13 protein-coding genes are annotated in these 15532 nt (G+C 73.9%); 6 read left to right on the forward strand and 7 right to left on the reverse strand.

Annotation, left to right across the window (positions count from 1 at the left end; translation table 11 throughout):
• Nucleotides 1-2: 2 nt before the first annotated feature.
• From CHF16_RS14260 to mtrA, 6 genes are all read right to left on the reverse strand, one after another.
• The gene (locus CHF16_RS14260; protein WP_089326487.1) at nucleotides 3-761 is read right to left on the reverse strand and encodes a response regulator; all 759 of its coding nucleotides are present in this window, start codon (nucleotides 759-761) and stop codon (nucleotides 3-5) included.
• A gap of 271 nt (nucleotides 762-1032) precedes the next feature.
• Nucleotides 1033-1683 (reverse strand): ribosome hibernation-promoting factor, HPF/YfiA family, encoded by a 651-nt coding sequence (gene hpf / locus CHF16_RS14265; protein ID WP_089326488.1) that lies wholly within the window; start codon nucleotides 1681-1683, stop codon nucleotides 1033-1035.
• A gap of 680 nt (nucleotides 1684-2363) precedes the next feature.
• Nucleotides 2364-3062 carry a ComF family protein gene (locus tag CHF16_RS14270; RefSeq protein ID WP_089326489.1) on the reverse strand — a complete coding sequence of 233 codons (699 nt, stop codon included), beginning with the start codon at nucleotides 3060-3062 and terminating at the stop codon, nucleotides 2364-2366.
• Nucleotides 3063-3159: 97 nt separating this feature from the next.
• Nucleotides 3160-4995 (reverse strand): LpqB family beta-propeller domain-containing protein, encoded by a 1836-nt coding sequence (locus CHF16_RS14275; RefSeq protein WP_089326490.1) that lies wholly within the window; start codon nucleotides 4993-4995, stop codon nucleotides 3160-3162.
• Complete coding sequence (gene mtrB / locus CHF16_RS14280; RefSeq protein WP_089326491.1) at nucleotides 4992-6629, reverse strand: MtrAB system histidine kinase MtrB; 1638 nt, start codon at nucleotides 6627-6629, stop codon at nucleotides 4992-4994. Before mtrB ends, CHF16_RS14275 begins: the two co-directional genes overlap by 4 nt.
• Before the next feature lie 168 nt (nucleotides 6630-6797).
• Nucleotides 6798-7475: an MtrAB system response regulator MtrA gene (gene mtrA / locus CHF16_RS14285; protein ID WP_021598338.1), complete on the reverse strand. Its 678-nt coding sequence runs from the start codon at nucleotides 7473-7475 to the stop codon at nucleotides 6798-6800.
• Nucleotides 7476-7777: 302 nt separating this feature from the next.
• Between mtrA and CHF16_RS14290 the strand changes: the two genes are divergently transcribed.
• Genes CHF16_RS14290 through CHF16_RS14310 form a run of 5 tightly spaced genes read left to right on the forward strand, consistent with a single transcriptional unit; the run spans nucleotide 7778 to nucleotide 13101 of the window.
• Complete coding sequence (locus CHF16_RS14290; RefSeq protein WP_089326492.1) at nucleotides 7778-8854, forward strand: hypothetical protein; 1077 nt, start codon at nucleotides 7778-7780, stop codon at nucleotides 8852-8854.
• Nucleotides 8851-9552 (forward strand): DUF4129 domain-containing protein, encoded by a 702-nt coding sequence (locus CHF16_RS14295; protein WP_245868483.1) that lies wholly within the window; start codon nucleotides 8851-8853, stop codon nucleotides 9550-9552. The genes CHF16_RS14290 and CHF16_RS14295 overlap by 4 nt, the downstream gene beginning before the upstream one ends.
• Nucleotides 9546-10781, forward strand: coding sequence for a DUF4350 domain-containing protein (locus CHF16_RS14300; protein ID WP_089326493.1), 1236 nt, complete (start codon nucleotides 9546-9548; stop codon nucleotides 10779-10781). Before CHF16_RS14295 ends, CHF16_RS14300 begins: the two co-directional genes overlap by 7 nt.
• 59 nt (nucleotides 10782-10840) lie before the next feature.
• Entirely contained in the window at nucleotides 10841-11809 is a 969-nt protein-coding gene (locus CHF16_RS14305) for an AAA family ATPase (protein WP_245868491.1), read from the forward strand.
• Complete coding sequence (locus CHF16_RS14310) at nucleotides 11809-13101, forward strand: DUF58 domain-containing protein (RefSeq protein WP_089326495.1); 1293 nt, start codon at nucleotides 11809-11811, stop codon at nucleotides 13099-13101. The genes CHF16_RS14305 and CHF16_RS14310 overlap by 1 nt, the downstream gene beginning before the upstream one ends.
• Before the next feature lie 68 nt (nucleotides 13102-13169).
• Here the strand turns inward: CHF16_RS14310 and CHF16_RS14315 are convergent, their stop codons facing one another.
• Nucleotides 13170-14165: a stage II sporulation protein M gene (locus CHF16_RS14315; protein ID WP_089326496.1), complete on the reverse strand. Its 996-nt coding sequence runs from the start codon at nucleotides 14163-14165 to the stop codon at nucleotides 13170-13172.
• A 71-nt stretch (nucleotides 14166-14236) separates the two neighbouring features.
• Between CHF16_RS14315 and CHF16_RS14320 the strand changes: the two genes are divergently transcribed.
• On the forward strand, nucleotides 14237-15334 hold the full coding sequence (locus CHF16_RS14320) for an RDD family protein (RefSeq protein WP_089326497.1): 1098 nt from the start codon (nucleotides 14237-14239) through the stop codon (nucleotides 15332-15334).
• Nucleotides 15335-15532 lie beyond the last annotated feature (198 nt).

The raw sequence follows: 15532 nt of genomic DNA on the forward strand, positions 1-15532 counted from the left end.
GGTCAGGTGATCTCCAGGAGCTTCTCGCGGACGGCGTAGACGACCGCCTCCATCCGGGAGTGGAGCTGGAGTTTCTCCAGGATGTTGCGGACGTGGTTCTTCACGGTGTTCTCGGAGATGAACAGCTCGCGGGCGATCTCCCGGTTGCCGAGGCCGCGCGCGACGAGGCGCAGGACCTCCATCTCGCGGTCGGTGAGGCGCGGCGCGGGGACCTGCTGCGTCCGCTCCTCGCTGCGCTTGGCCAGCGCGGCGAACTCGGTGATGAGCTTGGACGCCATCGACGGGCTGATCAGCGACTGGCCGCCGTGCACCGCGCGGACGGCCTGCGGGACCTCGTCGATGGAGATCTCCTTGAGCAGGTAGCCGCTGGCCCCGGCCTTGATCGCCTCGAAGAGGTCCTCTTCCTCGTCGCTGATGGTCAGCATGACGATCTTGGCGCTGGGCGCGGCGTCCTTGATGGCGGTGCACGCCTCGATGCCGCTGCGGCGCGGCATCCGGATGTCCATCAGCACGATGTCGGGCAGCAGGTCGCCGGCCATCTCGACGGCCTCGTGCCCGTCCCCGCCCTCGCCGATGACCTCGATGTCGTCCTCGCCCTGCAGGACCATCTCCAGGCCCCGGCGGAACAGCGCATGGTCGTCGACGATGAGCACGCGGATGGGGTCGGCCGCTCCGGCCGGAGGCGCGGCGTCGCGGCCGGCGGGGGCGCCGGCCTGACGCGGTACCGCCGCGGCGTCGCGAGTCTCGGGCTTCTCGCTCACCAGAGTCGCGGCGTGGAGGAGACGCCGCTTCCCCCCTTCACTATTCAGCGATCTGGAACTACCGGAGGGTCGTGGTCCATCGGGTCGTCCTCGGGAACCTACGGGGTCCGGGGACCGACCCGGGGGATTTCGGACCGGGGTGTCTCCCGGTCAACCGCCGCGCGCCCCGGGAGGTTCCCGGGACGCGCCGATCGGCTGCTGCGCCTTTTTCAGATCATGGCATGGTTCCGGTGGTGACGTGGCGCGTCCGCCGCATCACCGGTGCGGAGGGTCATTCCTCGACGAGCCTGATGACTCCGTAGTCCCAACCTCTTCTCCGGTATACGACCGAGGGGTGCCCGGTGGCCTTGTCGCGGTAAAGGAAGAAGTCGTGGCCGACGAGCTCCATCTCGAACAGCGCCTGCTCGATGCCCATCGGCTCGGCCTTGTGGAACTTCTCGCGGACGACGAGGGGCCCGTCGCCGTCCATCGGGATCGGCACGACGCCCTCGTCGCGGGACGCGCTCTCGACCTCGACCGGCGGCGGGGCGGTCTCCACGGGTTCCGGGGCGGGCTCCGGCAGGGCCTCCGGGAGCGTTTCCATCGTCGCGAGCTTCGCGCGGCCCTTGCCGTTCTTGCCGTGGCCCTTGCGCCGCTCGGCGTCGCGGCGCAGCCGCGACTCCAGCTTGTCGAGCGCGAGGTCGAGGGCGCCGTAGCGCTCGTCGGCGGCCGCCTCGGCCCGGATCACCGGGCCGCGCGAGCGGATCGTCAGCTCCACCCGTTCCCGCTGGTCGGCCAGCCGTGGGTTACGTTCCTCCGACACCTCCACATCCACGCGGATGACCTTCTGATCGAGCCGTTCGATCTTGGCCAGCTTGTTCTCGACATGCCGACGGAACCTGTCATTGATGTCGGTGTGCCGGCCCCTCACGGTGATGTTCACGCGGGACCCCCCTTCTCCCGGTTGTGCTCTTCGGCCTGCCCGGGGCCCTGCCGGACCCGGACGGGCACCACAGGACGGTGGGTCGCACCCGCCCGGCCGACCTGGTCTTCGTCCCCACATCCGCCTGCTGAGGGGCTCGCGGCGCTCTCGCCACTACTGCCCTTCTCCCGGTTCGGGGGATGTCGGATCCCCCGATGGGGCAGGACTTACCTCTAAGGCGCACCGTGATCGGTCGACGAGAAGTCGCCTTACGTGGGCCGTTTCGCCTGCGCCTGGCATCGGCTAGCCGGACCGTCTGCCGTGCTCCTGACGAGCACTGCGATCCAGCGCAACCACGGACCCGGGCGGGTGCCATGTCAGAGACGCTAACCCCTTACGCGACGAATGTCAGGGGGGTGGGCGGAGGAAATACTCACGGACCGTCATCGGCGGCTGCCGCAGCGGGTACCCCCGGCCTGGCCCCACCCGCCGCGAAGCCCGGCGGGCGCGGCGATCCGGCCACCGGCGGCGGCCCAGGTCAGACACCACTGACCTCCCGGTGAGTTTGGGAAAACTTCACTCCCCTCCTGATGAGATATGACCCGAGGCACCCCGCATACCCCCTGATTCCAGGACAAGTCAGACTCCCCTGGCTACGCACCGTCACTCACTGCCGTCCGTCAACCGAAAAGTGAAGAAAGTCACCATTCATCCGGTCCCGGTCGCCGGCGGCGGTGACGCGGGGTAGCGGCGATGGTGGCCGCGCCGACGACCTCGGCCCCCGCCGCGCGCAGGGCGCGGGCCGCCTCCGCGAGGGACGAGCCGGTCGTGACCACGTCGTCCACCAGCACCACCCGGCATCCGGCGACGCACGCCCGCGCCTCCACGGCCCCGCGCAGGTTCGCGGCCCGCTGCCGCGCCGAGAGCCCGGCCTGGTCGGCGACCCGGCCGCGCTGCCGCAGCGCGTCCAGCATGGGCACCGGCACGCCGTCCGCCCAGAGCCGCCGCACCGCGACCTCGGCCACCCCGCGCAGCGGATCGTGCCCGCGCCGCCGCACCGCCCTCCGCCCCGAAGGCACCCACACCAGGCGGAGTTCGGCGTCGGGCGGGTGGGAGGGGCGGGGTAGGGCTGCTTGCACGGCCCTCGCCAGAGCCTCGCCTAAGGGGGCGGCCAGGGCGGTGCGGCCGCGTTCCTTGTAGGCGGCCAGGATCGCGCGCAGGGGGCCTTCGTAGGCTGCGACCGTCCACGGGGGCGGGATACCGGCCACCGCGGCCCTGACGGGGCGTGCAGGGGCCCGCAAGGGCCTCGCGCAGGTGTCGCACAGCAGCACGGGCTCCCGGCCGCAGCCCGCGCACTGCTCGGGCAGCAGCAGATCGATCAGATCGCGCAGGAATCTCATGCGGGCCACGGTGCCGCCGCGGGCCCGCGGGCGCCCCGCACTCCCGCAACTGTGGATAACCCGGCGGGCCGGGCCCGTATCGGCCTGGGTCCGCGGATCAGCGGGGGTAGCCGGGGTCCTTGGCCGGGGTCGGGCACAGCCACGGGCTGTAGGAGTTGCTCGGGGCGCTCTGCCGGCAGATCTGGTCCTTGCCGGACGAGCGGGTGCCGATCAGGATCGGGGCGCCCGGCGCGGCGGCGATGGTGCGGGGCTCGCCCAGGGATCCGACGCCGAGGGGGACGATCGCGCTGCCGCTGATCGGCATCAGGAACGGCAGGGTCTGCGAGTCGCGCTTGGCGCGGCCCAGGACGGCCAGGGTGTTGTAGTCGCGCCAGGACAGGTCGACGGCGTCCTGGAGTTCGGAGCTCACCGGGAGGAACGAGCCGACGTCCAGGGAGCCGTCCGGGGCGTGGGCGATCCGGCCCAGCTGCACCTGGGGGCGGCCGTCGATGCGGGCGATGACGGCGGCGCGGACGCCGTCGCGGGCCACGTGGAAGGCCGAGACCTGGCGGCCGCCGAGGCCCCAGTGGGCGGCGCGGACGATCGGCTTGCCGGGGCGCCGCACCCACAGCCAGGACGCGTCCTTCGTGCTCTCCACGACCCACAGGGTGCCGTCGCCGCTCCAGGACGGCGCCGTGAACCGGGCGCCCCGGTGCGCGGTGAGCAGGACGCGCGGGCTGGGCGCGCCGGTGACCGGCGCGGCGGCCAGCAGCTGGGTGCCGTCGCTGCTGAGGCCGGCGAGCTCCTGGTAGCCGGGGGACACGGCGGGATGGGTCAGGTACCCGGCGGGGCCGGTCACGACGGGCTGCGCGCGGTCGCCCTCCAGCGTGCCGATGAAGCCGGACGGGCCGACGACGTAGGCGTTCTGGTGGGCGCCCTCCTGCGAGGCGGCGCCGTCGGGGGAGTTCTCCTGCCAGCCGTTCATGGGCTGGGTGGCGTCCATGTCGTCGGGGGCGACGGTCTCCCCGTCGATCTGCAGGCGCCACTGCTTGATCTCCGACAGCTGCCGCATCGTCCAGCTGAGCTGGGCGGACATGCGGTCGACGTCGCCGCCGCGGGCCTCCTTGGTGAGGTCGACGGTGGCGACCTCCTTCTCGATCTGGACGCCGCGGCGCAGCCGGGTGCCCTCCGGGAAGGCGCTGTCGACGGCGCCGGCGAGCCAGGAGGTGGGCCCGGCGAGCAGGGCCCGGACGAGCTGGGACGGCAGCGCCTGCCGGTTCGCGACCGGGAGGAAGACCCCGTTGGGCACGAGGGTGTGCCGGTCGGGCGCGAAGAAGAACAGGTTGACGGTGCGCATGGCGCGCTCGACGTCGTCCTTGCTGAGCAGGAGGCCGGACTTCTCGTCGCCGGGCAGGCCGGTGATGCGCCAGACGCCCTGCGGGGTCCGGGTGAGCTGGAAGACGGCCTCGAACCCCTTCGGGGAGGCCGTGTACTGGCCGTCGGCGGTGATGGTGCCGAGCTCCTCGCCGGTGACCCGCACGGTGGCCTGGTTCCCGGACGACTTGATGATGTGCGGGCTGGTGAGGCGGCTCGCGAGGACGGTCACCGAGGGGCGCAGCCCCGGGTTCCAGGACGTCCGGCCGCCGAGGTACATCTTGGCGACCCGGTGGCCGTCGTCGAAGCTGGCGGACGCGGCGAGGAACCCCGAGACGATCTCCGCGGGGCCCCAGTCGGGCCGGGGCTCGACCGGGATGAGCCGGACGTACGGGTCGTCCACCCGCTCGGCGCGCTCGGCGGGCCTGCCGCTGACGACCTGCCCGCCGCTCGGCACGTTCGCGCAGCCTGCGCCGCCGAGGACGAGCACGGCCAGCGTCAGCAGGCTGGTGATGCGCCGGTTGGTGAAGCGCCTGCCGGTGAAGCGCCGGGTGGCGACGCGGCCGCCGCACTCGCTCATTCGCCCGCCTCCAGCTCCGCGAACAGGGGGCGCGCGTCCCCGGCGCCCGGCGGGACGAGCGGGAGCGGCGAGCCGCGCAGCTCGGCCCCGGCGACGCGCGGCAGCGACAGGCGGAACTGCGAGCCCGCGCCGGGCTCGCCCCACGCCTGCAGCCAGCCGCCGTGCAGCTGCGCGTCCTCGCGGGAGATCGACAGGCCGAGCCCGGTGCCGCCGGTGGTGCGGGCGCGGGCGGGGTCGGCGCGCCAGAAGCGGTCGAAGACCATCTGCCCCTCCCCGGGTTTGAGGCCGACGCCGTGGTCGCGGACGGCGACGGCGACGGCGTCGCGGTCGGCGGCGACGGAGATGATGATGTCCTCCCCCTCGCCGTGCTCGACGGCGTTGACGACGAGGTTGCGCAGGATGCGCTCGACGCGGCGCCGGTCGACCTCCGCCATGCACGGCTCGCCGGGCAGCTGCAGGACGACCTTGCTGCCCTTGCGCTCGGCGAGGCCCTGGATGTCGCCGACGACGCGCAGCACGAGGTCGCGCATGTCGAGGGACTCGGCGTCGAGCGTGGCGGCGCCCGCGTCGTGGCGGCTGATCTCCAGGAGGTCGGCGAGCAGGGACTCGAACCGTTCGAGCTGGCTCTGCAGCAGCTCGGCGGACCGCCCGACGGCGGGGTCGTCGAAGGTGTCGCGGTACTCGTAGAGCATGTCCGCGGCGATCCTGATGGTGGTCAGGGGCGTGCGGAGCTCGTGCGAGACGTCGGAGACGAACTGGCGCTGCACCTGCGACAGGTCCTCCAGTTCACCGATCTTCTCCTGGAGGTTCGCGGCCATCTCGTTGAAGGAGCGGGCCAGGCGCGCCAGGTCGTCCTCACCGCGGACCCTCATGCGCTCTTCCAGGCGTCCCGCGGCGAGCCGCTGCGCCCCTTGCGCGGCCAGCCGCACCGGTATGACGACCTGCCGCGTGACCAGGGAGGCGATCGCGGCCAGGAGCAGCACCAGGACGATGCCCACCCCGGCCAGGGAGCGGCTCACGTTCGTGAGGGTCTGCTGCTCCTGCGTCAGCGGGAACAGGTAGTACAGCTCGAACTGGCCGGTGCGGCCGCCCACGATGAGGCCGCGTTCGTCGGCCCTGCCGCCGAGATAGGACAGCTTGCCGTAGGTGTAGGCGCGCGAACCGGCGGGCGCGGACGTCAGCTCTTCGCGGAGCCGCTTGGGGACGCTCTCGGGCCGCAGCTCGTTCGTCGTGTACCCGTCGAAGTACTGCTCGTTGGTGTCGCGGATGTAGACCTCGTAGAGGCCGGACGGCCCGCTGCGCGACTTCAGGCGGTCGATCGTCGAGTTGAGCCTGCTGCCGTCCCCGGCGGAGTTGCCCAGGTCGCGCTGAACCTGCGCCAGGCCGTCGTCGAGCTGGAGCCTGGCCGCCTTGACCTTGCCGTCCATGAGCGCCGACGAGACCTGCTGCATCAGGAACGCGCCCAGGATCGCCACCACGATCGCGGAGATGAACAGCGTGGACGTGACGACGCGGACCTGGATCGACCGGCGCCAGCGCAGGTACGCGGCACCGATGGCGCCGCTCAGCAGGCGCCGCAGCCTGCCCAGGGCACGACGGGCGTACCGCTTCGCCCGCCTCAGGTCCGCTTTCATGGGCGGTCCGCGAGGCGGCCTGCGGGGCCGCGCTGGTACTGGACGGTCATCGGCGTGTCACCGGGGACGGGGCGCTGTGACGGAGCGCCGCGGTGGGACGGGGCGGGGGCGTCGCCTCGGGGAGCGGTGCGAGGGCCGGTGCGGCGGCCTCGCGGGCGGGCGGGCGCCTCAGGCGGGCCCGGCCTTGTAGCCGACACCGCGCACGGTGACGACGATCTCGGGGCGTTCGGGGTCCTTCTCGATCTTGGCGCGGAGCCGCTGGACGTGCACGTTGACGAGCCGGGTGTCGGCGGCGTGCCGGTAGCCCCACACCTGCTCCAGCAGCACCTCGCGGGTGAAGACCTGCCGGGGCTTGCGGGCCAGGGCGACGAGCAGGTCGAACTCCAGCGGGGTCAGCGGGATGTGCCGGTCGCCGCGCTTGACCGAGTGGCCGGCGACGTCGATGGTGATGTCGCCGATCTGGAGGGTCTCGGGGGCGGGCTCGTCGGTGCGGCGCAGCCGGGCGCGCACCCGGGCCACGAGCTCCTTGGGCTTGAACGGCTTGACGATGTAGTCGTCGGCGCCCGACTCCAGCCCGAGGACGACGTCCACGGTGTCGCTCTTGGCGGTCAGCATGACGATCGGCACGCCCGACTCGGCGCGGATCTGCCGGCACACGTCGATGCCGTCGGCCCCGGGCAGCATCAGGTCGAGCAGCACGAGGTCGGGCCGGGTCTCCCGGAACGCCTCGAGCGCCTTGTCGCCGTCGTGGACGAACGAGGGCTCGAAGCCCTCGCCCCTCAGCACGATGCCGAGCATTTCGGCGAGCGCGAGGTCGTCGTCGACGACCAGTACACGTCCTCTCATGGCCCTCATCGTCGCAAAGTCGGGGTTCGGTGGACTGGGGCGCGATGCTCCGGCGCCACCTTGCCAGGGAGAGATATACCTTGGCGTGCAAGGTTACCCGCGTTTGCGCCGTACATGGCTCCCCCGCATCGGGTGGCCGGCTCGGATTGTAGAGGTGACTCCCGAAAGCGGCGCAAGGTTGACAACCCGCCCGTGACAGGATGACCTGACCGGCGATCGCCGCGGGGCCCCGCGGGCCCGCCGGGAACGCCGCGGACCCCCGCACGCCGACCGCGGGGAACAAGGACCCCAGGGAGCCGAGAATGCCGGGACCGGACGGCTGGGACGACGACGCCGGCGCCACCGACGTGGTGCGGGGCGTCCCGTTCCGCCCCATGTCCATCTCGGAGATGCTGGACGGCGCGATCGCCGGGATCCGGCGCCGCCCCCGCACCACGCTCGGCCTCTCGGTGGGGATCAGCACGGTGATCCAGGTGACGAGCTCGATCGCGGCGTACTTCTTCATCGGCGACCGGGCCCGCGACGAGGTCACGCCGGACGTCCTGCTGGAGTCGTTCGGCGCGCAGGCCACGCTGTCGGTGCTGGGGCTGGTGCTGTCGGCGTGCGGGATCCTGCTGATGGCGGGGCTGATCGCGCCGATCCTCGGCCGCGAGCTGCTGGGCATGCCGATCGCGCCCCGGCAGGCGTGGCGGGACGCCCGGCCGCGGCTCGGCCGGCTGGCCGGCACCGTCGCCGCCGTCATGGGCGTCTCGCTGGGCGCGCTGGCGCTGCCGGTGCTGCCGTTCTTCGCGCTGGTCGCCGCGGACGCGCACCCGGCGTTCGGGGTGCTCGCCGGGCTGATCGGGTTCCCGATCGGGATCGGCCTGATGGTGTGGCTCTACATCCTGCTCGTCCAGGCGGTCCCGGCGGTCGTGCTGGAGCGGCGGACGGTCACGGGCGCGCTGCGCCGGGCGGTCGCGCTGTCCAAGGGCCGCTGGTTCCGGACGTGCGGGACGCTGCTGCTGGCGCTGCTCGTGACCGTGTTCATGGGCTTCTTCGCGCTGCGCATCCCGTTCCTGATCGTCCAGCTGATCTTCTTCGGCGACGCCTCGGGCGACGCGGCGACGATGGGCGCGCTCGCGGTCGACACGGCGGGCCGGATCGTGAGCTGGTCGGTGGTGCTGCCGTTCGACGCGGGGGTGATCGCGCTGCTGTACATGGACCGGCGGATGCGCCGCGAGGGCTTCGACCTGGAGCTGCGCAGCCGCGGCCGCTCCGCCGCGGCGGTCGCCGCGGGCGCGGGCGGGCCCGCGTCCGGGGACCCCCGGGAGGACGGGTTCATCGATCTCTGGCGGACCGGTCCGGTGCCCGCCCGGCCGTGGACGGGGGCGAACCCGTGATCAGCTCCGTGATCCGCTCCGTGGTCCTCGACCCGATCGGCCGCGACGAGGCCCGCGAGCTGGCCCGCCGCGAGCTGGAGAAGCAGGTGTACCAGCGGGACAAGCCGTCCTGGCTGGAGCGCCTGTGGGCCGACTTCTCCGAGTGGCTGTCCGGCCTGTTCAACCGGGCGCCGGACCCGGGGTCGCAGGGCAGCGGCGGCGGCTGGGCGTCCATCGTGATCATCGTGGTGGTGCTGGTGATCGCCGTCGCGCTGATCGCCTGGCTGATGCGGGGGCGCCGCAACCCGCGCTCCCGCGACGACGCGCTGCTGGAGGACGTGCCCTCGACCGCGCTCGACCACCGGCAGGCCGCCGAGGCGCACGCGGCGGCCGGGGAGTGGGCCGAGGCGATCCGGGAGCGGCTCCGCGCGATCGCCCGCGACCTGGAGGAGCGGGCGGTGCTGGCGGCGCGGCCGGGCCGCACGGCGGACGAGCTGGCCGCGGAGGCTGGCGAGGCCGTGCCGGAGCTGGCCGGCGAGCTGGCCGCCGGGGTGCGGATCTTCGACGACGTCTGGTACGGCGACCGTCCCGGCACTCCCGAGGGGTACGCGCGGATGAAGGCGCTGGACGAGCGGCTGCGTGCGACGAAGCCGAAGCCGCTGGAGGCCGACGACCTCACCCCGGCGGGCGCCGGTGAGGAAGGGGGCCCGCGATGGTGACCCAGGCCCCGCCCGGAGCCCCCGCCGCCGGACCCGGCGCCTCCGGCCCCGCCGGCGGTGGCGGCCCGGCCGAGCCGACCGCGCGGCAGGTCGCGGGCCGCCGCTGGCGGTCGGCGCGCGGCGTGGTCGCGGTGCTGCTCGCGCTGATCGTGATCGCGGTGGTCCTGGCCGCGCTCCGCCCGTCGACGTCGGCGGACGCGCTCGACCCCGAGTCGCCGAGGCGGGACGGGGCGCGGGCGCTCGCGGAGATCCTCCGGCAGCACGGCACGGACGTCACCGTCGCGCGCGACTACGAGGACGCGTTCACCGCGACCGCGGTCGGCGGCACGCTGGTGGTGACGCACTCCGAGCGGCTCACCGACGACGACCTGCGGCTGCTGACCGGCTCCCAGCTCGACCTGCTGCTCGTCCGGCCGACGGCGGAGGCGCTGGACGTCCTCGCCCCGCAGGTGCGGCGGGTCGGCCCGAGCTACGCGGAGACCGCCGCGCCGGGCTGCCCGCTGCCGGTCGCGTCCCTCGCCGGGAAGGTCGCCTTCCACGAGTCGGACACCTACGAGATCAACGGCCCGGGAACGGCGTGCTACCCGGCCGAGTACGGCGGCGCCAGGGTCGTCCAGGTGCAGGAGAACGCGCACACGGTGACCGTGCTGGGGTCGGCCTCGCCGCTGACAAACCAGCGGCTCACCGAGGAGGGCAACGCCGCCCTCGCCATGAACCTGGCGGGTGCGGGCTCCTCGACGGTGTGGCTCTACCCCGACATGCCGGAGCCGGGCGAGGCCGCCGGTCGGCAGTCGCTCGGCGACCTGCTCCCCTTCGGCGTCAAGCTGTTCTTCCTGCAGATCCTGGTCGCGGTGCTGCTGGTGGCGCTGTGGCGGGGCCGGCGGCTCGGACCCGTGGTGGCGGAGGCGCTGCCGGTCGTGGTCCGGTCGGCCGAGACGGTGGAGGGCCGCGCCCGCCTGTACCGGGCCGGCCGCGCCCGCGACCGCGCCTCGGACGCGCTGCGCTCCGGCGCCCGGGAGCGGCTCGTCCCGCTGCTGGGGCTGCCGCGCGGCAGCGCGCAGGACCCGTCCGCCGCGCAGGAGATCATCACGGCGGTGGCCCGCCGCACGCCCTATGACGAGACGTACGTCGGGGCCGCCCTGTACGGTCCCGAACCCCTGGACGACGCCGGGCTCATCGCGCTCACGGACGTCCTCGACGACCTGGAAAGGCAGGTACGGCAGTCTTGAACACCCCTGTAGAGCTCGGGAAGGACGACGTGCCCGGCGACAGCACGGGGCCGGGCGCGCTGTCCGAGGAGGCCCGGCGGCAGGCCGACGCCGTCCGCGCGGCGCTGACGGCGCTGCGCGGCGAGGTCGCCAAGACGGTCGTCGGCCAGGACTCCGTCGTGACCGGCCTCGTCATCGCGCTGCTGTGCCGCGGCCACGTGCTGCTCGAAGGCGTCCCGGGCACCGCGAAGACGCTGCTCATCAAGACGCTGTCGCGGGCCCTCGACCTGGACTTCAAGCGCGTCCAGTTCACCCCCGACCTGATGCCCGGCGACGTGACCGGCTCGCTGGTGTACGACAACCGGACGGCGGAGTTCGAGTTCCGCGAGGGCCCGGTCTTCACCAACCTCCTGCTGGCGGACGAGATCAACCGGACGCCGCCGAAGACCCAGGCGTCCCTACTGGAGGCCATGGAGGAGCGCCAGGTGTCGGTGGAGGGCTCCGCGCGCCCTCTGCCCGACCCGTTCGTGGTCTGCGCGACGCAGAACCCGATCGAGTACGAAGGCACCTACCCCCTGCCCGAGGCCCAGCTCGACCGGTTCCTCGTCAAGCTGACCGTGCCCGTCCCCACCCGGGACGAGGAGATCGCCATGCTGCAGCGGCACGCGGGCGGGTTCGACCCGCGCGACCTGTCCGAGGTGAAGGCGGTCGCGGGCGCGGACGAGCTCGCCGCGGGGCGGGCCGCCGTCCGGACCGTCCACCTCGACCCCAAGGTCGCCGCCTACGTCGTGGACCTGTGCCGCGCGACCCGGCAGTCCCCGTCCCTGCAGCTCGGCGTCTCGCCGCGCGGTGCGACGGCGCTGCTGGCGACGTCCCGCGCCTGGGCGTGGCTGTCGGGCCGCGACTACGTGACCCCGGACGACGTGAAGGCGCTGGCCAGGCCGACGCTCCGGCACCGCGTGCAGCTCCGTCCCGAGGCGGAGCTGGAGGGCGCGACCGCCGACGGCGTGCTGGAGGGCATCCTCGCCCACGTCCCCGCGCCGCGCTGATGGCGCTGAGCGGGCGCCTGGGGCTGCTGGCCCTGCTCGGCGCGGTCGTCCCCCTGGCCGTGCCGCGCTGGTGGGCGCTGTTCGCGGTGTGGGGGGTCCTGCTGCTCGGCGTGCTCGCCGACCTGGCGCTCGCCGGGAACGTGCGGGCGCTGCGCTTCCACCGGGAGGGCGACACCAACGTGCGGCTCGGCGAGACCGCGCGGGTCGCGCTGATCGTCGAGAACCAGGGGCGGCGGCGGCTGAAGGCCCGCCTGCGGGACGTGTGGCCGCCGAGCGCGGGCGCCGCGCCCCGCACCGTGCAGGTGGACGTCCCCGCCGGTGAGCGCCGCCGCGTCGAGATGACGCTGACGCCGACCCGGCGCGGCGACCGCGAGGCCGTCACCGTCGTCGTCCGCTCCGCCGGGCCGCTCGGGCTGGCCGCGCGGCAGCTGTCGCGCTCCGCGCCGTGGACGGTGCGGGCGCTGCCCGCGTTCCCGTCCCGCCGCCACCTGCCCGCCCGGCTCGCGCGGCTGCGGGAGCTGACCGGCGCGCACGTGGCGCTGATCCGCGGGCAGGGCACCGAGTTCGACTCGCTGCGCGAGTACGTGGACGGCGACGACGTCCGGTCCATCGACTGGCGGGCCACCGCACGGCGCGGCGACGTCGTCGTCCGCACCTGGCGGCCCGAGCGCGACCGGCGGATCTACCTGGTGCTCGACACCGGCCGGACGTCCGCGGGCCGGGTCGGCGACATCCCGCGGCTGGACTGCTCGATGGACGCGGCGATGCTGCTCGGCGCGCTCGCGTCCCGGGCCGGGGACCGGGTCGACCTGCTCGCCTACGACCGGCGCGTCCGGGCCCGGGTGGAGGGCGCGTCCCGCACCGACCTGCTGCCCGCGATGGTGCACGCGATGGCGCCGCTGGAGCCGGAGCTGCTCGAATGCGACGCCGCCGGGATGGTGTCGACGCTGCTGGCGCGGGTCCGGCAGCGGTGCCTGGTGGTGCTGCTGACCGAGCTGAACACGGCCGCGATCGAGGAGGGGCTGCTGCCGCTGCTGCCGCAGCTCACCGCGCGGCACCTGGTCATGATCGCCGCGGTGTCGGATCCGCGGGTCGGCGAGATGGCCGGGGCGCGCGGCGATCTCGCCGCCGTGTACGACGCGGCCGCCGCCGAGCGCGCCCGCGCGGAGCGCCGCCGCCTCACCGCCGAGCTGCTCGGCCACGGCGTCGAGGTGGTGGACGCCCCGCCGGACGAGATCGCCCCGGCCCTCGCGGACGCCTACCTGGCCCTCAAGTCCGCCGGGCGCCTTTGACGCCCCGGCCGGCCGGGACCGTGCGGGGCGGGGACGGGTCAGCCGGAGACGGGCCGGCCGGCCACGGGTCAGCCGGAGACGGGGGCCAGGTCGGGGCGGAGGTCGGCGTCGCCGGTCTCGCCCGCGCGGGTGGCGCGGCGGCCGAGGACGAGCACGTAGCTGAGGAAAGCGGCCTCCGCGACCACGCCGATCCCGATGCGCAGCCACGTGGTGTGCACCCAGCCGGTCACGAAGCCCTCGATGAGGCCGGACACGAACAGCACCGCGACGAGGCCGAGGGCGATGCTGACGGCGGCGCGCCCCTCCTCGGCGAGGGCCTGGCCGCGGCGGCGCGGGCCCGGGTCGATGATCGTCCAGCCGAGCCGCATGCCGCCCGCGCAGGCGAGGTACACGGCGGTGAGCTCCAGCAGGCCGTGCGGCAGGATCAGGCCGAAGAAGATGTCGCCCTTGCCGTAGGCGAACATCAGCCCGCCGGTCAGCCCGAGGTTGAGCTGGTTCATCAGCAGCACGTACACGGTGGGGATGCCGAGCAGGATCCCGAAGATCAGCGCGACCGCCGACACCCAGGCGTTGTTCACCCAGACCTTGAACGCGAAGGACGCCGCGGAGTGCTCCGTGTAGTAGTTCGCGAAGTCGTGGTCGACGAGCTCGCGGATCTCGTCCGGCGTCCCGATGCTGGCCTGCACGTCCGGGCTGTGCACGATCCAGATCGCCAGGGCGAGCGAGAGCAGGTTGCCGAGGACGGCGGCGCCGAGCCACCACCACTTCATCCGGTAGGCGGCGGCCGGGAACGACACCGTCGCGAAGCGGGTGACGTCCCGCCACAGCGGCGCCTGGGCGCCCGCCACCGCCGCCCTGCCGCGCGCCACGAGCGACGAGAGCCGCCCCACCAGCTGGGGGTCGGGCGAGCTGGAGCGGACGACGGACAGGTGGGTGGCGGTGCGCTGGTAGAGCTCGACCAGTTCGTCCACTTCGGCGCCGCTCAGCCTGCGGCCGCGGTTGATGAGGTGCTCCAGGCGCAGCCAGTCCGCGTTGTGCGCGGCCACATAGGCGTCGACGTCCACCCGGCGAGACTAACGTGTCGCATTGCCGGACCGGCACAATGAACGCATCCCCGGCACTGGAGGAGCAGGACATGGCCGAACTCGTCACCGGCGAGGCCGTCGCGCTCGACATCCGCGTCGCGCGGCTGGCCAGCCGCGGCTGCGCCTTCCTGCTCGACCTGCTCTTCCAGGGGGTGCTGCTCTACCTCGTCGTCTACGTCACGGCGATGACGTCGCTCGTCGCGGACGACGCGTGGACGGTCGGGCTCACGCTGCTCGGCACCGTCGCGGTCCTGGTCGGCTACCCGTGCGCGTCCGAGACGCTGCTGCGGGGCCGGACGCTCGGCAAGATGGGCGTCGGCCTGCGCGTGGTCGGCGACGACGGCGGGCCGATCCGGTTCCGGCAGGCGCTCGTCCGGGCGCTGGCCGGCGTGATCGAGTTCTGGACGTTCTACGGCTCCCCCGCGCTGATCACCTCGTTCTGCAACCGGCGCGGCAAGCGGCTCGGCGACCTGTTCGCGGGCACCATCGTGATCAAGGAGCGGGCCCCCGCGGCGGCGCTGTTCGGCCCGGTCGCGGTGATGCCGCCGCAGCTCGCCTGGTGGGCCCGGTCGCTGGAGATCTCCATGCTGCCGGACGAGCTGGCGCTGACGGCCCGGCAGTACCTGTCCCGGTTCTGGGAGCTGCTGCCCGAGGTGCGCGACTCGCTGGGCGAGCGCATCGCGGCGCAGGTCGTCGCCGTGATCAGCCCGCCCCCGCCGCCGGGGGTGCGGCCGGAGATCCTGCTGTCGGCGGTGCTCGCCGAGCGCCGGCACCGCGAGGAGCTGCGGCTCGCCGAGCGCCGCGCCCGCCGGATGCGCCGCCTCGGCCTGCCCGTGTGGGGCCCGGGTCCGGCCCCGGTGCCGGCGATGGCGGTGGCCGGACCGCCCGTGGCGGGTCCCGTCCGGCCGGGTCCGCCGCTGCCGCCGCCGTTCCGGCCCCCGCTGCCGGGCCAGCCGCAGTTCCTGCCGCCGTCCAACTACGGCGCGGGGCCGTACCAGGGCGTCCTGAACGCACCCGGCGGCCCACCCGCGGGCCCCTACCCGACGGGGCAGTACCCGACAGGCCAGTACCCGACTGGGCCGTCCGAGACAGGGCAGTACCCCGCAGGGGGTCAGCACCCGCCAGGCCAGTATCCGAACGGGCGCTGACCGGCCGCCGTCTGGCAACCACCGCCGTCTCCCCCGCCGCGTCCTGCCGGTGTGGGCCGACCCTGGCAGACCGTCCCACACCGCCACCGTGCGGCCCTAGCCCCAATGCCGGGAAGTTAAGGTGACGCCGGAGGTGTCAAGGGTTCTCGGCTGGTGGCCGGACATGAGAACGGAGATCCAGTAGAACGGGTGTTCTCT

The organism is Actinomadura meyerae (assembly GCF_900188445.1).
Taxonomy (GTDB): Bacteria; Actinomycetota; Actinomycetes; order Streptosporangiales; family Streptosporangiaceae; genus Spirillospora; species Spirillospora meyerae.